The organism is Pseudomonas sp. SCB32, from assembly GCF_009189165.1.
Classification (GTDB): domain Bacteria; phylum Pseudomonadota; class Gammaproteobacteria; order Pseudomonadales; family Pseudomonadaceae; genus Pseudomonas.
Map to the genome: position 1 here is coordinate 2,352,146 of NZ_CP045118.1, position 19,976 is coordinate 2,372,121.

Annotated in this window: 14 protein-coding genes; 7 read left to right on the forward strand and 7 right to left on the reverse strand. The window is 64.9% G+C overall.

What is annotated here, in order from left to right; genetic code table 11:
* Nucleotides 1-4: 4 nt before the first annotated feature.
* From GA645_RS11070 to gloB, 7 genes are all read right to left on the reverse strand, one after another.
* A complete protein-coding gene (locus GA645_RS11070) occupies nucleotides 5-1,618 on the reverse strand; it encodes an ABC transporter ATP-binding protein (protein WP_152222659.1) in 1,614 nt (537 codons plus the stop codon).
* Nucleotide 1,619: 1 nt separating this feature from the next.
* Entirely contained in the window at nucleotides 1,620-2,639 is a 1,020-nt protein-coding gene (locus GA645_RS11075) for an ABC transporter permease (RefSeq protein WP_152222661.1), read from the reverse strand.
* A 4-nt stretch (nucleotides 2,640-2,643) separates the two neighbouring features.
* Complete coding sequence (locus tag GA645_RS11080) at nucleotides 2,644-3,726, reverse strand: microcin C ABC transporter permease YejB (RefSeq protein WP_152222663.1); 1,083 nt, start codon at nucleotides 3,724-3,726, stop codon at nucleotides 2,644-2,646.
* Nucleotides 3,726-5,591 carry an extracellular solute-binding protein gene (locus GA645_RS11085; protein ID WP_152222665.1) on the reverse strand — a complete coding sequence of 622 codons (1,866 nt, stop codon included), beginning with the start codon at nucleotides 5,589-5,591 and terminating at the stop codon, nucleotides 3,726-3,728. The genes GA645_RS11080 and GA645_RS11085 overlap by 1 nt, the downstream gene beginning before the upstream one ends.
* The gene (locus GA645_RS11090) at nucleotides 5,588-7,417 is read right to left on the reverse strand and encodes an extracellular solute-binding protein (protein WP_152222667.1); all 1,830 of its coding nucleotides are present in this window, start codon (nucleotides 7,415-7,417) and stop codon (nucleotides 5,588-5,590) included. Before GA645_RS11090 ends, GA645_RS11085 begins: the two co-directional genes overlap by 4 nt.
* Before the next feature lie 106 nt (nucleotides 7,418-7,523).
* On the reverse strand, nucleotides 7,524-9,116 hold the full coding sequence (locus GA645_RS11095) for a LysM peptidoglycan-binding domain-containing protein (protein WP_152222669.1): 1,593 nt from the start codon (nucleotides 9,114-9,116) through the stop codon (nucleotides 7,524-7,526).
* Between the two features lie 79 nt (nucleotides 9,117-9,195).
* Nucleotides 9,196-9,975, reverse strand: a complete 780-nt coding sequence (gene gloB / locus GA645_RS11100) for a hydroxyacylglutathione hydrolase (protein WP_152222671.1) — start codon at nucleotides 9,973-9,975, stop codon at nucleotides 9,196-9,198.
* 86 nt (nucleotides 9,976-10,061) lie between these two features.
* Between gloB and GA645_RS11105 the strand changes: the two genes are divergently transcribed.
* The 7 genes from GA645_RS11105 to GA645_RS11135 all read left to right on the forward strand — a co-directional run bounded on the left by GA645_RS11105 (nucleotide 10,062) and on the right by GA645_RS11135 (nucleotide 19,954).
* Nucleotides 10,062-10,823 (forward strand): class I SAM-dependent methyltransferase, encoded by a 762-nt coding sequence (locus tag GA645_RS11105; RefSeq protein WP_152222673.1) that lies wholly within the window; start codon nucleotides 10,062-10,064, stop codon nucleotides 10,821-10,823.
* An 11-nt stretch (nucleotides 10,824-10,834) separates the two neighbouring features.
* Entirely contained in the window at nucleotides 10,835-11,278 is a 444-nt protein-coding gene (gene rnhA / locus GA645_RS11110; protein ID WP_152222675.1) for a ribonuclease HI, read from the forward strand.
* Between the two features lie 72 nt (nucleotides 11,279-11,350).
* On the forward strand, nucleotides 11,351-12,088 hold the full coding sequence (gene dnaQ / locus GA645_RS11115; protein ID WP_152222677.1) for a DNA polymerase III subunit epsilon: 738 nt from the start codon (nucleotides 11,351-11,353) through the stop codon (nucleotides 12,086-12,088).
* A gap of 717 nt (nucleotides 12,089-12,805) precedes the next feature.
* A complete protein-coding gene (locus tag GA645_RS11120) occupies nucleotides 12,806-15,058 on the forward strand; it encodes an arginine/lysine/ornithine decarboxylase (RefSeq protein ID WP_152222679.1) in 2,253 nt (750 codons plus the stop codon).
* 99 nt (nucleotides 15,059-15,157) lie between these two features.
* The gene (locus tag GA645_RS11125; RefSeq protein ID WP_152222681.1) at nucleotides 15,158-17,344 is read left to right on the forward strand and encodes a bifunctional diguanylate cyclase/phosphodiesterase; all 2,187 of its coding nucleotides are present in this window, start codon (nucleotides 15,158-15,160) and stop codon (nucleotides 17,342-17,344) included.
* A 217-nt stretch (nucleotides 17,345-17,561) separates the two neighbouring features.
* Nucleotides 17,562-18,905: an amino acid permease gene (locus tag GA645_RS11130; RefSeq protein ID WP_152222683.1), complete on the forward strand. Its 1,344-nt coding sequence runs from the start codon at nucleotides 17,562-17,564 to the stop codon at nucleotides 18,903-18,905.
* A 236-nt stretch (nucleotides 18,906-19,141) separates the two neighbouring features.
* The gene (locus tag GA645_RS11135; RefSeq protein WP_152222684.1) at nucleotides 19,142-19,954 is read left to right on the forward strand and encodes a crotonase/enoyl-CoA hydratase family protein; all 813 of its coding nucleotides are present in this window, start codon (nucleotides 19,142-19,144) and stop codon (nucleotides 19,952-19,954) included.
* Nucleotides 19,955-19,976 lie beyond the last annotated feature (22 nt).

The window sequence follows — 19,976 nt, forward strand, 5'->3', positions numbered from 1 at the left end:
TGCTTCAGTGAGTTTGCGCCGGAACCATGAAGGCGGCTTCCAGCAGTTGTTGCGTATAGGCGTGCTGCGGCGCGGAGAACACCTGTTCCGCCGAGCCCTGCTCGACCACCTTGCCATGGCGGATCACCATCAGCTGATGGCTCAGCGCCTTGACCACCGCCAGGTCGTGGCTGATGAACAGGTAGGTCAGGTTGTACTTGGCCTGCAGGCGGCGCAGCAGCTCCACCACCTGGCGCTGCACGGTGCGGTCGAGCGCCGAGGTCGGCTCGTCCAGCAGGATCAGCGCCGGCTTCAGGACCAGCGCACGGGCGATGGCGATCCGCTGCCGCTGGCCTCCGGAGAACTCATGGGGATAACGGTGACGGGTGTCCGGGTTGAGACCGACTTCCTTGAGCGCATCGATGATCGCCTGTTCGCGCTCCTCGGCCGTGCCGATGCCATGGATTTCCAGGCCCTCGCCGACGATCTGGCCCACTGACATGCGTGGGCTGAGGCTGCCGAAGGGGTCCTGGAAGACCACCTGCATTTCGCGCCGCAAGGGGCGCACCTGGCTCTGGTTCATCCCCTCGATGTCATTTCCTTCGAAGCGGATGCCGCCCTGGCTGTTGATCAGGCGCAGGATGGCCAGACCCAGGGTGGACTTGCCCGAGCCGCTTTCGCCGACGATGCCCAACGTCTGCCCGCGCAGCAGGCTGAAGTCGATGCCGTCCACCGCCTTGACGTGATCCACGGTGCGGCGGAACACACCTTTCTTGATCGGGAACCAGACCCGCAGGTCGTTAACGTTGAGCAGAGGCGGGCCGGGTGGGTTGTCGGCCGGATTGCCGCTGGGTTCCGCGCCCAGCAGTTCTCGGGTGTAAGGGTGCTGGGGCGACTCGAACAGGGTTTCGCACGGCGCCTGCTCGACGATGCAGCCGTGCTGCATGACGCACACCCGATGGGCGATGCGCCGCACCAGGTTGAGATCATGGGTGATCAGCAGCAGCGCCATGCCCAGGCGCTGCTGCAGGTCGCGCAGCAGGTCGAGGATCTTCAGCTGTACGGTGACGTCCAGCGCGGTGGTGGGTTCGTCGGCGATCAGCAGTTCCGGCTCGCAGGCCAGCGCCATGGCGATCATCACGCGCTGCCGCTGTCCGCCGGAGAGTTCGTGCGGATAAGCCTTCAGGCGGCTGGCCGGGTTGGGGATGCCAACCAGTTCGAGCAGCTCCAGGGTGCGCGCCCGCGCCCGGGCGGTGTTCATGCCCTTGTGCAGGGCCAGCACTTCGCCGATCTGCTTCTCGATGGTGTGCAGCGGGTTCAGCGAGGTCATGGGCTCCTGGAAGACCATGGCGATGCGGTTGCCGCGAATGCCGCGCAGCTTGCTTTCAGGCAGCTTCAGCAGGTCCTTGCCGGCGTAGTGGATGCTGCCGGAGGGATGGCTGGCCGAGGGGTAGGGCAGAAGGCGCAGGATGGAGTGGGCGCTCACCGACTTGCCGGAGCCGCTTTCGCCGACCAGCGCCAGGGTCTCGCCCTTGCGGATATCGAAGCTGATCTTCTCCACCGCATGGACCGTCTCGTTGCCGCAGAGGAAGTCCACGGAGAGATCACGGACTTCAATGAGGTTTTCGCTGTGGGTCATCTCACTTCCTCGGGTCGAAAGCATCACGGGCGGCTTCGCCGATGAACACCAGCAGGCTGAGCATTACCGCCAGCACCACGAAGGCGCTGATGCCGAGCCAGGGTGCCTGCAGGTTGGACTTGCCCTGGGCCACCAGCTCGCCCAGCGAGGGAGCGCCAGCCGGCAGGCCGAAGCCGAGGAAGTCCAGCGAGGTCAGGGTGCCGATGGCGCCGGTGAGAATGAACGGCATGAAGGTCAAGGTGGAAATCATGGCGTTGGGCAGGATGTGGCGGAACATGATTGCCCCGTTGCGCATGCCCAGCGCCCGTGCGGCGCGCACGTACTCCAGGTTGCGCCCGCGGAGGAACTCGGCGCGCACTACGTCCACCAGGCTCATCCAGGAGAACAGCAGCATGATCCCCAGCAACCACCAGAAGCCTGGCTGCACGAAGCTGGCGAGGATGATCAGCAGGTAGAGCACCGGCAGGCCCGACCAGATTTCCAGGAAGCGCTGGCCGAGCAGATCGATCCAGCCGCCGTAGAAGCCCTGCAGCGCGCCCACGGCAACGCCAACGATGGAGCTGAGCACGGTGAGAATCAGGGCGAAGAGCACCGAGATGCGGAAGCCGTAGATCACCCGTGCAAGCACGTCGCGCGCCTGGTCATCGGTGCCCAGCCAGTTCTCGCCGGTGGGCGGGGAGGGGGCGGGCACGCGCAGGTCGTAGTTGATGGTGTCGTAGCTGTAGGCAATCGGCGGCCAGAGGATCCAGCCGTTCTTCTGCGCGATCTGCTCGCGCATGTACGGGCTCTTGTAGTTCGCCTCCATGGGGAACTCGCCGCCGAAGGTGGTTTCCGGGTAGCGCTTGACCACCGGGAAGTACCAGCTGCCGTCGTAGCGGATGGCCAGCGGCTTGTCGTTGGCGATCAGCTCGGCGCCCAGGCTGCCGATGAACAGCATCATGAATAGCCAGAGTGACCACCAGCCGCGCTTGTTGGCCTTGAAGCGCGCCCAGCGGCGCTGATTGATGGGAGACAGGCGCATCGGTTTACTCCCGGTTCTCGAAGTCGATGCGCGGATCGACCAGCGTGTAGAGGACGTCGCTGACCAGCTTCATGATGAGGCCGAACAGGGTGAAGATGAACAGCGTGCCAAACACCACCGGGTAGTCGCGGTTCAATGCCGCCTCGAAGCTGAGCAGGCCGAGGCCGTCGAGGGAGAAGATCACCTCGATCAGCAGGGCGCCGGTGAAAAAGATGCCCAGCAGCGCCGAGGGCAGCCCGGCAATGACCAGCAGCATGGCGTTGCGGAACACGTGGCCATAGAGCACGCGGCGCTCGGTCAGGCCCTTGGCGCGTGCGGTGACCACATACTGCTTGCCGATCTCGTCGAGGAAGCTGTTCTTGGTCAGCAGGGTGATGGTGGCGAAGTTGCCGATCACCAGCGCGGTGATGGGCAGCGCCAGGTGCCAGAAGTAGTCGCGGATCTTGCCGCCCCAGGTCAGTTCCTCGAAGTTGTTTGAGGTCAGCCCTCTTAGCGGGAACCAGTCCCAGTAGCTGCCACCTGCGAACAGCACCACCAGCAGGATGGCGAAGAGGAAGGCCGGGATGGCGTAGCCGATGATGATCGCCGAGCTGGTCCAGACGTCGAAGTGACTGCCGTGGCGCACTGCCTTGGCAATGCCCAGCGGGATCGACACCAGGTACATGATCAGCGTGCTCCACAGCCCGAGGGAGATGGAGACCGGCAGTTTCTCGACGATCAGGTCGGTGACCTTGGCGTCGCGGAAGAAGCTCTGGCCGAAGTCCAGGTGTGCGTAGTTCTTGAGCATGATCCAGAAGCGCTCGGGTGCCGGCTTGTCAAAGCCGTACATGCGCTCGATTTCCTTCACCAGCTCCGGGTCCAGCCCCTGGGCGCCGCGGTAGTGCGTGCCGGCAGCGGCGACTTCACCGCCGCCGCCGGAGATGCGCCCGGTGGCGCCGCCGCTGGCGGCATCGAAGCCTTCCAGCTTGGCGATCATCTGCTCCACCGGGCCGCCGGGCGCGGCCTGGATGATGATGAAGTTGATCAGCAGGATGCCGAACAGGGTGGGAATGATCAGCAGCAGGCGCCGCAGGATGTACGCGAGCATCAGTGCGCTTCCTCTGCCTGGGCGGCCTTCGCCGGAGCCTGTGTGGCAGCCTTGGTGTCGGTCCTGGTCGGCACCGCCTCGTCACGCGCCTGCCACCAGGTCATCAACGCATAGCCATAGGGCGGCAGTTTTTGCGGGTGGGCGATACGGTTCCAGTAGGCGATGCGCCAGGTGCCCAGGTACCAGTTGGGCACCACGTAGTGCCCCCAGAGCAGCGCGCGGTCGAGTGCGCGTGCGTGGCGTACCAGGCTCTCGCGGGAGTCGGCGTTGATCAGACCGTCCACCAGGGCGTCGATGCCCGGATCGCGGAGGCCGATGAAGTTGCGGCTGCCCGGTTTGTCGGCGCTGCTGGAGTGCCAGAACTCGCGCTGCTCGTTGCCCGGCGAGTTGGACTGCGGCCAACTGCTGACGATCATGTCGTAGTCCCGCGAGCGCAGGCGGTTGACGTACTGCGAGACGTCGACTCGACGCAGCTGCATGTCGATGCCCAGTTCGGCGAGGTTGCGCTTGAACGGCAGCAGCACGCGTTCGAAGTCGGCCTGGGCGAGCATGAACTCGAAGCTCAGCTGCTTACCGTCGGGGCCGACCATCTTGTCGTTCTCGATCTTGTAGCCGGCGTCCAGCAGCAGCTGGTAGGCCTTGCGCTTCTGCTCGCGGATGATGCCGCTACCGTCGCTGGTGGGCGGTACGCAGACCTGGGTGAAGACCTCTGGCGGCAGCTTGTCGCGCAGCGGTTCGAGAATCTTCAGTTCCTCGGCGTCAGGCAATTGGTGCGCGGCCATTTCGGAGTTCTCGAAGTAACTGCCGTCGCGCAGGTAGGAGCCAAAGAACAGCTGCTTGTTGGTCCACTCGAAGTCGAACAGCTGGATGATCGCTTCACGCACGCGGGCGTCCTGGAACACCGGGCGGCGCAGGTTGAAGGCGTAGCCCTGCATGCCCCAGGGATTGCCGTTGACCGGCTCCTCGCGAACGATGCGACCATCGCGCACCGCCGGGGTGTCGTAGGCAGTGGCCCAGTTCTTGGCGATGCGCTCGTCGTTGAAGTCGAACTGCCCGGCCTTGAAAGCCTCCAGGGCGACCGTGAGGTCGCGGTAGGAGTCCACCACCACTGCGTCGAAGTTGTTGAAGCCGCGGTTCACCGCCAGCTTGTCGCCCCACCAGTTTTTCACCCGCTCGTAGCGGATCGAGCGGCCCGCGTCGACCTTGGAGATGCGGTACGGGCCACTGCCCAGTGGCGGCTCCATACCGGTCTTGTTGAAGTCGCGGGTGGCCCACCAGTGCTTGGGCAGGATCGACAGCTGGCCGAGGATCAACGGCAGCTCGCGGTTATTGCCGTGCTTGAAGTCGAAGCGCACGCGCAGTTTGTCTTCGGCCACCACCTTGTCGACGTCCGCGTAGTAGTTGCGGTACATCGGGTCGCCGTCCTTCATCAGGGTCTCGAAGGTAAACACCACGTCCTCGGCGGTGACCGGTGTGCCGTCCTGGAACTTCGCTTCGGGGCGCAGGTAGTAACGCACGAAGCGGTGCTCCGGGTCCTTCTCGATCTTCTCGGCGAGCATCCCGTATTCGGTGAAGGGTTCGTCGAGGGAGTGGAAGGTGAGGGTGTCGTAGATAAGGTTGATCTGCGGTGCGGAGTTGCCCTTGGCGATGAAGGGGTTGAGGCTGTCGAACCCGCCGAAGTCGGAGAGGCGCAGGGTGCCGCCCTTGGGCGCGTCCGCGTTGACGAAGTCGAAGTGCTTGAAGTCAGCCGGGTATTTCGGCGCTTCGTCATAGAGGGTGATGGCGTGCTGCGGCGCGGCCTGCGCACTGCCCAGCAGTCCCAGCAACAGGCCGGCGAACAGCGCGGCGCGGCGGGGGCTCTTCATAGGGTGTTCTCCTGGTTTTTCTGCCACCAGGCGCGCAGGCCCAGGGTATAGGGCGGCGTGGTGACGAAGGCGAAGCGATTGCGGTACGCCAGTCGATGCTTGTTCAGGTACCAGTTGGGAATGCTGTAGTGCTGCCATAGCAGCACCCGGTCCAGGGCGCGCGCGGCAACTTCCTGCTGGTCGCGGTCGGCGGCGCCGAGGAGTTTGTCGAGCATCGCGTCCACCACGGGGTTGGCGATGCCCGCATAGTTCTTGCTGCCCTTCACCGCCACCTGGCTGGAGTGGAAGTACTGCCATTGTTCAAGGCCGGGGCTCAGGGTCTGGGGCAGGGTCATCAGAATCATGTCGTAGTCGAATTGGTCCAGACGCTGTTTGTACTGGGCACGGTCCACGGTGCGCAAGCGCGCATCGATACCAATGCCGGCGAGATTCTCCCGATACGGCTGGAGTATCCGTTCCAGGCTGGGATTGACCAGCAGGATTTCGAAGCGCAGCGGCTTGCCGCTGGCGTCCAGCAGACGGTCGCCGGAGAGTTTCCAGCCGGCGTCGGCCAATAGACTCAATGCGTGGCGCAGGGTTTCCCGTGGAATGCCGTGGCCCTGGGTGACCGGTACCGTGAAGGGGCGGGTGAACAGTTCGTCCGGCAGCTGCTTGCGGTAAGGGGAGAGCAGCAGCCATTCCTGGCCCTGGGGCACGCCGGTGGCGGCAAAGGCGCTGTTGGGGTAGTAGCTGCTGGCGCGCGCGTAGGCATCGTTGAACAGCGCGCGGTTGGTCCATTCGAAGTCGAACATCATGCCGAGGGCTTCGCGCAGGCGGCGGTCGGCGAAGGTCGGCCGGCGCGTGTTCATGAACAGCGCCTGGGTCTGGGTCGGGATCTGGTGCGGGATTTCCGCGCGGACCACGTCGCCGCGTCGCATCGCCGGGAAGTGATAGGCACTGCGCCAGTTCTTCGCCTGGTGCTCGATGTAGAAGTCGAATTCGCCGGCCTTGAAGGCTTCGAAGGCAATACCGGCATCGCGGTAGAACTCCACCTCGACCCGGTCGAAGTTGTACTTGCCGCGATTCACCGGCAGGTCCGCGCCCCACCAGTCCTTGATCCGTTCGAACACCAGGCGTCGCCCCGGCACTACTTCGGTGATCCGATAGGGGCCGCTGCCCAGCGGCGGTTCGAAGGTGGTGGCCTTGAAGTCGCGGCCTTTCCAGTAGTGCTGCGGCAGCACGGGCATTTCGCCCAGGCGCAGGATCAGCAGCGGGTTGTCGCTGCGCTTGAGGACGAAGCGGATGCTCTGGGCCGAGAGGATGTCGACTCGCTGCACTTCCTGCAGGGCGGTGCGGTACATCGGGTGCCCGTGCTTGAGCAGGGTGCGGTAGGAGAACGCCACGTCGTAGGCGGTGATCGGCTTGCCGTCGTGGAAGCGTGCCTGTGGACGCAGGTTGAACACCACCCAGCTGCGATCCTCCGCGTACTCGACGCTGCCGGCGATCAGGCCGTAGCTGGAGGCGGGCTCGTCACCCGAGGGGTCGTAGAGGCCAGTGCCGACCATCAGCGGCTCGTTCAGCTCACTGACGCCGTACTGCAGGAAGTCGGCGGTGCTGATCGGCGGGCTGCCCTTGAGGGTATAGGGGTTGAGAGTGTCGAAGCTGCCCATGCCCATCAGGCGCAGGGTGCCGCCCTTGGGTGCACTGGGATTGACCCAGTCGAAATGGTCGAAGTTGGCGGGATACTTCAGATCGCCGAATTGCGCGTAGCCGTGGCTTTCAGTGATCTGGGCCGACGCGGGCAGGCTGAGCAGGAGGCCGAGGAACAGGAGGGGCAGGCGACGCATCGGGCGTTGGGTCCGATCCTTGGCTGGCGAGCTTCGTACAGTAGCAGCTTGTCCTTGCCGCCAGAAGCCGCGCGCCGGACATTTGCGTCACGGCGCGTTGCGAGGGTCAGCGGCTGGCGGTGTCGAGGTAGAGCGTCAGGGTCTGGCCCGGCTTCAGGGCCTTGCCGCTGCGCGGGTTCCAGCGCTTGATGTGCTGCATTTCGACGTTGAAGCGCTTGGCGATCAGGTACATCGAGTCGCCTTGCTGGACCTTGTAGTAGGTCACGTTGTCCTGCTTGCTCTTGCTGCTCGAGGCCACTTGCTGGGTGGCGGCGCTGGCGCCACCTTGCAGCTTGAGCGTCTGTCCCGGCTTCACGCCGTGGCTGTCCAGGTTGTTCCAGCGCTTGATATCGGCAACGTCGACGTCGTTCTTCTTGGCGATCTGCCAGAGGGTGTCGCCATTCTTCACGGTGTAGGTGCGGGCCTGGGCGCGAGCGGGCGCGCGCTCGACCTGCGCCAACTGACGCGGGCTCTCCGGCTCGACGACCGGGCGGCCCACCTGGCTGGGGATCGCCAGGACCTGGCCATTGCGCACGTGGTTGGCGCCCAGGTGGTTGGCGGACTTCAGTTCGGCGACAGTCAGGCGATAGCGCTGGGCGATGCTGTGCAGGCTGTCACCCTTGCGTACGCGGTACTTCTGGGCAACGACGATCTCCTGCGGCTTGAGCGTGGCGATGCCGGCCTTCAGGGTGTCGGCCTTGTCCTTTGGCACCAGCAGGTGTTGCGGGCCGTCGAGGGTGACCTTGCGCTTGAAGGCGGGATTCAGCTGGTACAGCTCGTCCTCGTCGAGATCGGCGAGGGCGGCGACGCGCGACAGGTCGAGGCCCGGCTTGACGCGAATCGAGGTGAAGTAGGGTTCGTTGGCGATCGGGTTGAGGCTGATGCCATAGATGTTCGGGGCCATCACCAGCTGCGACAGGGCCAGCAGCTTGGGGACGTAGTCCTGGGTTTCCTGCGGCAGCGGCAGGTTCCAGTAGTCGGTTGGCAGGCCGAGCTTCTGGTTGCGCTCGATGGCGCGGCTGACCGTGCCTTCGCCGGCGTTGTAGGCGGCCAGGGCGAGCAGCCAGTCACCGTTGAACATATCGTGCAGGCGCGTGAGATAGGTCAGCGCGGCGTTGGTGGATGCCTGGATGTCGCGGCGACCGTCATAGAAGTTGGTCTGGCGCAGGTTGAAATGGGTGCCGGTGCTCGGGATGAACTGCCACAGGCCGACGGCTTGGGCGCGAGACACCGCCATCGGGTTGTAGGAGCTTTCGATGACCGGCAGCAGGGCCAGTTCAAGCGGCATGTCGCGCTCTTCGAGACGCTCCACGACGTAGTGCATATAGGGGCTGCCGCGTTCGCTGGCGTTTTCCAGGAACGACGGGTTGCTCATGAACCACAGGCGCTGGCGCTCGATGCGCGGATTGGTGTCGATCTGATCCTGCAGCTGGAAACCGAAGCGGATGCGTTCCCAGATATCGTTCTGGTTCTGGGCATTCGCCCACGCCGGTTTGAACTTCACGTCCACGGCGCGGCTGGCATTGCGGGCCTGGCTGTCGGAGGCGACGTGCTGGGTCGACTGACAGCCGGCGAGGCCCGCGGCGAGCAGCACCGCGGAGACTCGGACAGCACGAGCCAATGCGTCTAGATCGAAGGTCTTGCTGGTCTTTGGCGGCATTGGCTGATGACTTTGTCCGGGGCAAAAATTTCGGGGATTCTAGAAATCGCGGCTGCCCTGGTCAAGATTTCGCCATCAGTCAGAACTGGTCCTTCCAGCGGCGAATGGTCGCAAAGACCTCGTCCGGCGTGCGGATTTCCTGGCCGCTCCGCTCGTCGGCAACTTTCTTAACGGATGTTTCTGACACGCGAAGGAATGGATTCGTCGCCCGTTCCAAGGCAATGGAAGAGGGCAGGCTGATCTTCCCCTGCTCGCGCCAGCGGCTGACTTCGTCGAAGCGCGCGCGGACCTCGGGATTGTCCGGTTCCACCGCGCAGGCGAAGCGCAGATTGCTCAGGGTGTATTCGTGGGTGCAATAGACCAGCGTTTGGCCCGGAAGTGCCGCCAGGCGACTCAGCGAGGCGTGCATTTGTGCCGGGGTGCCTTCGAACAGGCGGCCGCAGCCGGCGGCGAACAGCGTATCGCCGCAGAACAGCAGCGGCGGCTCGTGGTCCCGATTGAAGTAGGCGATATGCCCGAGGGTGTGGCCGGGCACGTGAATGACGTCGAAGCCGAGACCGAGCACTTCGATGTGGTCGCCATCTTCCAGCGCCACGTCGCGTGCGGGGATTCTCTCGCCTGCCGGGCCGAGCACACGGGCGCCGGTCCGGTCCTTGAGCTGCGCGACGCCGCCGACATGGTCGGCGTGATGGTGGGTGACCATGATGTCGCTCAGGGTCCAGCCGGGATGGGCGTCCAGCCAGGCCAGTACCGGCCCGGCGTCGCCCGGGTCGACCACCGCGCACTGGCGGCGGGTTACATCCTGCAACAGCCAGAGGTAGTTGTCGGAAAAGGCGGGTAGCGCGTCTATCTGTATCATGGCTGGAAAGTCGCTAAGTAAGGGGCATTGGCGCATAGTAGTGCGGTTACGCACTTTTGTGTCGCGCGCTCCCACAGGGGGTAGTGATGATCGAACCCGAACCCTTCGCCCAGGCCGACGCCGACTGGCTGGAACTGTTCGCCCAGGCGCGTCACTGGCTGGCCGGACCGATCGGCGGAATGATGCTCGCCGAAGAGCAGCAACTGCTGACCGACGAGCTGGAACGCTATTTCGGTGGTTACCTGGTGCATTACGGCCCGCACGCCGAGCTGCCGGCCCGCACCGGCAACATCCAGCGCGGGGTGCGCCTGGGCCCGCCGTTGCCGGGGGTGGAGATCGCCTGTGACGAAGCCGCCTGGCCGCTGGGGGAGCATGCCGCCGATGTCGTGCTGCTGCAGCACGGTCTGGATTTCTGCCTGTCGCCCCATCGGCTGCTGCGCGAAGCCGCGCGCAGCGTGCGGCCGGGCGGGCATCTGCTGGTGGTCGGGGTCAACCCGTGGAGCGCCTGGGGCATCCGCCACTACTTCGCCCGCGACGCCTTGCGCCGCGCCCGCTGCATCTCGCCGACGCGGGTCTGTGACTGGCTCAACCTGCTGGGATTCGCGCTGGAGAAACGCCGCTACGGGTGTTATCGTCCGCCGCTTGCATCGGCGAAATGGCAGAGCCGCCTGGCTCGTATGGAGACCTGGGGACCCGTCCTGCAGGGCTCTGGCGCCGGCTTCTATCTGTTGGTGGCACGCAAGCTGGTGGTCGGTTTGCGCCCCTTGCGCCAACCCCGCCGCGAGCCGCGCGGGCAACTGGTGCCGCTGCCGGTGGCCAAGGTCAGCCGCCGCGATTCCGAGTCCTGAATACGAGCGATATGAGCGAAGAGAAAGTCGAGATCTATACCGACGGCGCCTGCAAGGGCAACCCGGGCCCGGGCGGCTGGGGTGCCGTGCTGTTCTACAAGGGCGCCGAGCGCGAACTGTGGGGCGGCGAGCCGGAAACCACCAACAATCGCATGGAACTGATGGCCGCCATCATGGCCCTGGCCGCGCTCAAGCGGCATTGCGACGTGCGCATTGTCACCGACTCGCAGTACGTCATGCAGGGCATCACCGAGTGGATGACCAACTGGAAGAAGCGCGGCTGGAAGACCGCTGCCAAGCAGCCGGTGAAGAACGCCGACCTGTGGCAGGCGCTAGACGAGCAGGTGAACCGGCATACTGTCGAATGGCGCTGGGTGCGCGGCCACACTGGCCACCCCGGCAACGAGCGCGCCGATATGCTGGCCAACCGTGGCGTGAGCGAACTGCCGCGCTAAGCGTCCAGGTATCAGGATCAAGGTCGTCCGGCGCAGTCCGGGCGAATCAACCGCAAGAAGGTTTCACACAGAATGCGCAGCGTCGTACTCGATACTGAAACGACCGGTATGCCGGTCACCGACGGCCACCGGATCATCGAGATCGGTTGCGTCGAACTCGAAGGTCGCCGCCTCACCGGCCGGCACTTCCACGTCTACCTGCAGCCCGACCGCGAGATTGACGAAGGCGCCATCGCGGTCCACGGCATCACCAACGAATACGTCAAGGACATGCCGCGCTTCCGCGAAGTCGCGGATGACTTCTTCGAGTTCATCAAGGGCGCCCAGCTGATCATCCACAACGCGGCGTTCGACGTTGGCTTCATCAACAACGAATTCGCGCTGCTGGGGCAGAGCGAGCGCGCCGACGTCGCCGACTACTGCGGCATCCTCGATACCCTGCTGATGGCCCGTGAGCGCCATCCGGGCCAGCGCAACAACCTCGACGCCCTGTGCAAGCGCTACGGGGTCGACAACTCCGGCCGTGACCTGCACGGAGCACTGCTCGACGCCGAGATCCTCGCCGACGTCTACCTGGCGATGACCGGCGGCCAGACCAGCCTGTCGCTGGCTGGCAACGGTGCCGAAGGTGACGGCAGTGGTCGTGCTACCGCGACGGCTATCCGTCGCCTGGCGGCCGAGCGTGGGTTGACCCGGGTGATCCGAGCGACTGATGCGGAGATTGAGGCACATGTCGCGCGGTTGGCGGTGATCGAGAAGTCCGCTGGCGGTCCGTCGCTGTGGGCGCAGATGGAAGCGCCGAAGGAGTGATCTGCCGCGCTGCTTGAGAGCAAGGCCCTTGTCAGGGGCCTTTTTCGTTTCAGCAGACGGCTCTTGTAGGAGCGGGCCATGCCCGCGATCGCGCGCATGGCGTGCTCCTACAGGTCGGCTCCGTCGTTTCAGTTCTCGTAGGAGCGGACTCTGTCCGCGATGTTTTTGCCTCGGGTTGGGTGCTCCTGCGCCGCTTCGAAGTGCGCGTGGACGTCTCGTTTCGCCCCCTCGGGCGAGTTACTTTCTCAAACTGCGGATGGCCGCCCCACAGAAAGTAACCAAAGGTCTTGCCCCTGTATCCGGGTCCCGCTTCGCGGGACTGATTCGCTTCGCTCACCCTACGGGCCAGCCTTCGGCTGTTACTTCGCTGCGCTCCGTTTCCCTCGCTCCATCGAAGTTTCAGGGGCCCGCGTCGACGGGCCATCCCTGGCCCGACGACGCTCTCGCGGCATCCATGCCGCTCAACCCCTGAAACTCCTATTCCACTCGGCCTCCTGAAGGGGCGCTCCGGAGTGTGCGGAGGTTTCTCTGGAAATCTTCAAGAGCCAGAGCAGAGTAATCAGCGTGAGCAGGGCTGGTTCCTTTGAGAAATGCCCTTTCCTGTCAGCGACGCGACGTTTTATTACAGCCGTCAGCCGGCCGCATTCCCCTACATTTAGTAAGTCCATACTCTAGTAAGGATCGACGCCAGCAGAGCGTCCGCCTCAGGGGCTCACAATGTATAAAGACTTAAAATTCCCCATCCTCATCGTTCACCGCGACATCAAGGCCGATACCGTGGCCGGTGACCGGGTCCGTGACATCGCCCGCGAGCTGGAGCAGGACGGCTTCAGCATCCTCTCCACCGCCAGCTCCGCCGAAGGGAGGATCGTTGCCTCCACCCACCACGGGCTCGCCTGCATCCTGGTCGCCGCCGAGGGGGCGGGGGAGAACCAGCGCTTGTTGCAGGACGTGGTGGAGCTGATCCGCATGGCGCGGGTGCGCGCGCCGCAGCTGCCGATCTTCGCCCTTGGCGAGCAGATGACCATCGAGAACGCGCCGGCCGAGTCCATGGCCGATCTGCACCAGTTGCGCGGCATCCTCTACCTGTTCGAAGACACCGTGCCGTTCCTCGCCCGCCAGGTCAGCCGCGCCGCGCGCAAGTACCTGGAAGGCCTGCTGCCGCCGTTCTTCCGCGCCCTGGTGGAGCACACCGCGCAGTCCAACTATTCCTGGCACACGCCCGGCCACGGCGGCGGCGTGGCCTATCGCAAGAGTCCGGTGGGGCAGGCGTTCCACCAGTTCTTCGGGGAAAACACCCTGCGCTCGGACCTTTCCGTCTCGGTGCCGGAGCTGGGCTCGCTGCTCGATCACACCGGCCCGCTGGCCGAGGCGGAGGCCCGCGCGGCGCGCAATTTCGGCGCCGATCACACCTTCTTCGTGATCAACGGCACCTCGACCGCGAACAAGATCGTCTGGCATTCCATGGTCTGCCGCGATGACCTGGTGCTGGTGGATCGCAACTGCCACAAGTCGATCCTGCACGCGATCATCATGACCGGTGCGATCCCGCTCTACCTGATGCCGGAGCGCAATGAACTGGGCATCATCGGCCCGATTCCGCTTTCCGAGTTCAGCCGCGAGTCGATTGCCGCGAAGATCGCCGCCAGCCCGCTGGCGCACGGGCGCGAACCCAAGGTCAAGCTGGCGGTGGTGACCAACTCCACCTACGACGGCCTCTGCTACAACGCCGAGATGATCAAGCAGGCGCTTGGGAACAGTGTCGAGGTGCTGCATTTCGACGAGGCCTGGTACGCCTATGCGGCCTTCCACGACTTTTACGACGGGCGCTACGGCATGGGTACCAGCCGCCAGGACAGTGGCCCCCTGGTGTTCACCACCCACTCCACCCACAAGATGCTCGCCGCCTTCAGCCAGGCCTCGATGATCCACGTGCAGGACGGCGGCGCCCGGCGCTTCGACCGCGCGCGCTTCAACGAAGCCTTCATGATGCACATCTCCACCTCGCCGCAGTACGGCATTATCGCCTCACTGGACGTGGCCTCGGCGATGATGGAGGGCCCGGCGGGAAGCTCGCTGATCCAGGAAACCTTCGACGAGGCGCTGAGCTTCCGCCGTGCCCTGGCCAACGTGCGGCAGAACCTCGCCGAGGACGACTGGTGGTTCTGCGTCTGGCAGCCGCCGGGCGTGGAGGGCACCGACGAGGTGAAGACCCGCGACTGGGTGCTGGAGCCCAACGCTGACTGGCATGGTTTCGGCGATGCGGTCGAGGACTACGTGCTGCTCGACCCGATCAAGGTCACCCTGGCCACGCCGGGCCTAACCGCCGGCGGGCGGCTGGATGCGCGGGGCATTCCCGCGGCAGTGGTCAGCCGCTTCCTCTGGGAGCGTGGGCTGGTGGTGGAAAAGACCGGCCTGTATTCCTTCCTGGTGCTGTTCTCCATGGGCGTGACCAAGGGCAAGTGGAGCACCCTGGTCACCGAACTGCTGGAGTTCAAGCGCAGCTACGACGCCAACCAGCCGCTGGCGGACGCCCTGCCCAGCGTTGCCCAGGCGGGTGGGGCGCGGTATGCGGGCATGGGCCTGCGCGATCTGTGCGACGAGTTGCACTGCTGCTACCGCGACCACGCCACCGCCAAGGCCATGAAGCGCATGTACACCGTGCTGCCGGAAATCGCCATGCGCCCGGCCGATGCCTACGCGCAGTTGGTGCGCGGCGAGGTGGAGGCGGTGCCCATCGACCAGTTGCTGGGGCGTATCGCGGCGGTGATGCTGGTGCCCTATCCGCCGGGCATCCCGCTGATCATGCCGGGCGAGCGGTTCACCGAGTCCACCCGCTCGATCCTCGACTACCTGGCCTTCGCGCAGAGCTTCGAGCGCAACTTCCCGGGCTTCGACTCGGATGTGCACGGGCTGCAGGTCCATGAGGTGAACGGCGAGCGGCGCTATACGGTGGAGTGCTGCAAGTGACGGACGGGCCCTGATGCGCAGGGCCCGCCTTTTTTAAAAGACCAACTATTCTTGTCGGGATCGGTACAGGGAGAAACGAGGAAAAAGGGAGGTTTCCCCATGCGCTGCCCCTCGACATTGCCGAACGAAAGCGAACGCCTGAGCGCGCTTTCCGACTATGGATTCGACGATGAAGCCCTGCTGCCGAGTCTGGACCCGGTGGTGCAGATCGCTGTGCGCATGTTCGGCATGCCGGTCGCTGCGGTGAACATGATCGGCAGCGATCACGTGTTCTTCGCCGCGGCAACGGGCGTGGGCGAGGTGGACATGGGGCGCGACGTCTCCTTCTGCGCCCACGCCATCACCCAGAACGAGGTGATGGTGGTACCCGACGCCAGCCGCGACGAGCGTTTCCACGATAATCCGTTAGTGACCCAGCCTTCGGGCATACGGTTCTACGCCGGTGTGCCGCTGCTGTCGGTGGAGGGCCACCCGCTGGGCGCCTTGTGCATCATCGATAGCCAGCCCCATGACGACTTCTCGGTCGACGACCGGGAACGCCTGCGTGAACTGGCGCGCATGGCTGCCGACCGCCTGGAGCTGCGTCGCATCGAAGTGATGTCGGCGCGTACCCGACCGCTGTTCGAGGAGTACGCCGGCAGCTCGCCGACGCCGGTGGTCTGGTTCGATTGCTGGGGCGAGATCGTGGCCTGGAACGAGGCGGCCGCCAATCTGTACGGTTACGCGCTGGAAGAAGGGGCGGGGCAGTCGTTCGAGTCGCTGCTGCCGGAGCGCGGGCGTGCAGCCTTCCGCAGCCTGATCAACCGTGCCATCGACGCGACCTCGCTGGATGGCATGGAGGTGCCGACGGAAATCACCGGCGTGCGCCGGGACGGCACCGAGCTGGCCCTGGGGCTCACGCTGTTCTGCTGGACGGAGAAGGGCAAGCTCAAGTTCGAGGCCGTGCTCAAGGACCTGACCGCCCGGCATCAGGAAGAGGAAGCGCTGCGCCAGTTGGCCAGTGTCGATGTGCTGACCGGCCTGACCAACCGTGGCCGTTTCTACCGGGTCACCGAGGACATACTGGTGCAGTCGCGTCCGGCGGCGGTGCTGATGATCGACCTGGACGGCTTCAAGGACGTCAACGACTCGCTGGGGCACGCGGTGGGCGATGGCATCCTGCGTGAGGTCGCCGTTCGTCTGGAGCGCCTGGCCAGCGCGGGGGCCACGGTGGCACGCATCGGCGGCGACGAGTTCGCCATACTCGAACCGAATCTGATCGCGCCGGATCAGGCCATGCGTCTGGCCCAGGCGGCCATCGCACGCATCGCCGACCCCATCATCATCGACGCCCACGAAGTGCGGGTGGCTGCCAGCTGCGGGGTGGCACTGGCGCCGCTGCACGCCCAGGAAGCCCTGGAGCTGGTCGGCGACGCCGACCTGGCACTGTTCAAGGCCAAGAGCAGCGGGCGCGGCCATGCCTTCGTCTTCGTTCCGGCGCTGAAGATGGAAGCGGCGGCGCGGCACCTGTACGGCATGGAGTTGCATCGCGCCGTGGCCAATGGCGAGTTCCTGCTGTTCTACCAGCCGCAGGTGAGCCTGCGCGATGGCTCCCTGTGCGGCGCGGAAGCCCTGATCCGCTGGCAGCATCCGCAGCGCGGGCTGTTGTCGCCTGCTGCCTTCCTGCCATCGCTGGAGGGTGGGCCGCTGGCGGCGATAGTTGGCGCCTGGATTCTCGACGAAGCCTGCGCCCAGGTCGCCTACTGGCGGCGCAACGGCGCGCCGAAGGTGCGCATGGGTGTGAATCTGTTCGGGGCGCAGTTCCGTATGGGCAACCTGGTCTCCCAGGTGCTCGAAGCGCTGGAGCGTCACGGCCTGCCGGCCGAGGCCCTGGAGCTGGAGATCACCGAGAATATCGTGCTCAACCATGACGACGTGGTGCTCAATACCCTGCGCACGCTGCGCAGCTACGGCGTGGGGATTGCCTTCGATGACTTCGGCACTGGCTACGCATCGCTGAGCCTGCTCAAGACCTACCCGCTGAGCCGGATCAAGATCGACCGCTCCTTTGTGATCGGCATGCTGGAGTCCCGGCAGGACCTGTCGGTGATCCGCGCGATCCTCGACATGGCCCGCAGCTTCGACCTCGATACCATCGCCGAAGGCATTGAGACCTCGGCCCAGCGCGATCGACTGCGCAGCGAACGGTGCGCGGAGGGGCAGGGCTACCTGTTCGCCAAGCCGATGCCGGCCAATCAGTTCGAGCAGGTCTTCGGCATCGGTGGCCGGCAGTTCGGTTCCGCCTGAGCGACAAGGGGCGGAATTTCGCCCCTTGGATTGATCCCGCGCGGGGAAATCGTTCGAAGGCTGCGCATTCGCGGTGGAAACTGTTTCCTCCTTTGCCTTGTGCTGACTACCCTGTAGGGCAGATCGGAACATTGCGTCCGAATCAGGAGGCCTTCGCCATGAACGGCGCGGCAGGTAGGAACCAATAGAACAAGGCCGCAGACTTTAAGGAGTGCAGATGGCGGGAGCGAAAAAGGGCAGCATGGGGTTCTGGAGCTGCACCGCGCTGGTGGTGGGCAACATGGTCGGCTCGGGGGTGTTCCTGTTGCCGTCGAGCCTGGCGGCGTACGGCGGGCTCAGCCTGTTCGGCTGGCTGGTGTCGACCACGGGGGCCGTGCTGCTGGCCTTCACCTTCGCCCGGCTGGCGCGGCTCAATCCCGGCGCTGGCGGCCCCTATGCCTATACCCGCGACGGATTCGGCAGTTTCGCGGGCTATCTCTGTGCCTGGACCTACTGGAAAGCCGCCTGGATCGGCAACGCGGCGATCGCCGTGACGCTGGTGGGCTATCTGCGCGTATTCATCCCGGTGCTGGCCGACCCGCTGCTGATGGTCGCCACGGCCATCGGCGCCATCTGGCTGTGCACCCTGATCAACCTGCGCGGCATCACCGCCTTCGCCCTGGTGCAGAACCTGCTCACCGCGCTCAAGCTGATTCCGCTGATCCTGGTCGGCATCCTCGGCTGGTTCCACTTCAATCCCGACTACCTGACCATTCCCGCAGCCAGCGAGCTGCCGAACATGGGCTACGCCCAGGCCATTGCCACCACGGCGGCGTTGACGCTCTGGTCGTTCATCGGGCTTGAGTCGGCCACCGTGCCGGCGGACGACGTGCGCGACCCGAAGAGGACCATTCCCCGCGCCACGCTGTTCGGTACGCTGGCGGCCGCGGCGGTGTACATCCTGTCCATTACCTCCGTGCAAGGGCTGATGCCGCCGGAAGTGCTGGCCAAGTCCACTTCGCCCTTTGCCGACGCCGCGCGCATCCTGCTGGGCGACTGGGGCTACTACCTGGTGGCTGGCGGTGCAGTGATCGCCTGCCTGGGTGCGCTCAACGGCTGGGTGTTGCTGCAAGGGCAGATTCCGGTGGCGCCGGCCCGCGACGGGCTGTTCCCCGAGTCCCTCGGTAAGCTCAACAAGAATGGCGCGCCGGCCAACGGCCTGCTGTCTTCCGGGTTGCTGGTCACCGCACTGGTGATGGTCGACGGCCACGGCGAGTTGGTGGAGGTGTTCAACGTCATCATCCTGCTCGGCACCATGACCGGCGTCGTGCCCTATGCCTTCTGCACCGCGGCGCTGCTGCAGCTGCTGGCGGTGAAGCCGGACTCCTTCTCGCCGCGTTCGCGTCCGCAGGTGCTGGCCATCGGTTGCCTGGGCTTCCTCTACTCGCTGTGGGCGCTTTACGGCACCGGCGAGCAGGCAATCTTCTGGGGCTTCCTGGTGTTCATGGCCGGCATCCCGATGTACACCTGGCGGCAGTACCGCAACCGTGTCCAGGGGCTGCCACTGGCGGCAGGCGACTGAAAGTCCGTTCCGGCACGATCCCGTCAGATCAAGCACTTGATGGCGGTTTTGCAAGCCAACTCGCGCCCGATGCCGTGGCCTGTGTCACAGACCACGGCATCGACTTTTGGTCTTGCCTTGTTATAGTGACGCGATTTCCGACATCTGTTTCTGACGCCAAAAAAAGAACTGTATGCCGGGCCCTTGCGGTGGTTAGCCGCAGCCTGGCGTGAAGCAGGCATCCCCGAGGACATTCCGTGACCGAGTACAAAGCATTCCGCGTCGAACTGGCGGACAAGATCGCCCATGTGCAGATCAACCGCCCGGAAAAGATCAACGCCATGAACGCCGACTTCTGGAAGGAGATCATCGATATCTTCCAGTGGGCGGACGAAACGGATGAAGTCCGTGTGGTGGTCCTCAGCGGCGCCGGTAAACATTTCTCCGCCGGCATCGACCTGGCGTTGCTGGCCCAGGCCGGCAGCCAACTGGGCAAAGACGTCGGTCGCAATGCCCGCGCCCTGCGCAAGACCATCCTGCAGCTGCAGGGCTCGTTCAACACCGTCGATAACTGCAGCAAACCGGTGCTCGCCGCGATCCAGGGTTACTGCATCGGTGGCGCCATCGACCTGGTCTCCGCCTGCGACATGCGCTACTGCAGCGCCGATGCGCTGTTCTCCATCAAGGAGATCGACATGGGCATGGCCGCCGATGTCGGCACCCTGCAGCGCCTGCCGCGCATCATCGGCGACGGCATCATGCGAGAGCTGGCCTACACCGGCCGCAACGCCGACGCCGAGGAAGCCCGGCAGATCGGCCTGGTCAATCGCGTCTACGCCGACCATTCCGCGTTGCTCGATGGGGTCATGGATATCGCTCGGCAGATCGCCGCCAAGTCGCCGATCGCCATCCGTGGCACCAAGGAAATGATCGGCTACGCCCGCGACCACCGTGTCGAGGACGGCCTGGAATACATCGCCACCTGGAACGCCGCCATGCTGCAGTCCGCCGACCTGCAGACCGCCATGATGGCGCACATGAGCAAGAAGAACCCCGAGTTCGCCGATTGATGCCCATCCACTCTTCTTGCGC

Coding starts and splice junctions, on each gene's coding strand:
- GA645_RS11095 (WP_152222669.1), bottom strand. CDS start 9,116: ATGCCGCCAAAGACCAGCAAGACCTTCGATCTAGACGCATTGGCTCGT.
- GA645_RS11125 (WP_152222681.1), top strand. CDS start 15,158: ATGCGCTGCCCCTCGACATTGCCGAACGAAAGCGAACGCCTGAGCGCG.
- rnhA (WP_152222675.1), top strand. CDS start 10,835: ATGAGCGAAGAGAAAGTCGAGATCTATACCGACGGCGCCTGCAAGGGC.
- GA645_RS11085 (WP_152222665.1), bottom strand. CDS start 5,591: ATGAAGAGCCCCCGCCGCGCCGCGCTGTTCGCCGGCCTGTTGCTGGGA.
- dnaQ (WP_152222677.1), top strand. CDS start 11,351: ATGCGCAGCGTCGTACTCGATACTGAAACGACCGGTATGCCGGTCACC.
- GA645_RS11090 (WP_152222667.1), bottom strand. CDS start 7,417: ATGCGTCGCCTGCCCCTCCTGTTCCTCGGCCTCCTGCTCAGCCTGCCC.
- GA645_RS11070 (WP_152222659.1), bottom strand. CDS start 1,618: ATGACCCACAGCGAAAACCTCATTGAAGTCCGTGATCTCTCCGTGGAC.
- gloB (WP_152222671.1), bottom strand. CDS start 9,975: ATGATACAGATAGACGCGCTACCCGCCTTTTCCGACAACTACCTCTGG.
- GA645_RS11120 (WP_152222679.1), top strand. CDS start 12,806: ATGTATAAAGACTTAAAATTCCCCATCCTCATCGTTCACCGCGACATC.
- GA645_RS11075 (WP_152222661.1), bottom strand. CDS start 2,639: ATGCGCCTGTCTCCCATCAATCAGCGCCGCTGGGCGCGCTTCAAGGCC.
- GA645_RS11080 (WP_152222663.1), bottom strand. CDS start 3,726: ATGCTCGCGTACATCCTGCGGCGCCTGCTGCTGATCATTCCCACCCTG.
- GA645_RS11105 (WP_152222673.1), top strand. CDS start 10,062: ATGATCGAACCCGAACCCTTCGCCCAGGCCGACGCCGACTGGCTGGAA.
- GA645_RS11130 (WP_152222683.1), top strand. CDS start 17,562: ATGGCGGGAGCGAAAAAGGGCAGCATGGGGTTCTGGAGCTGCACCGCG.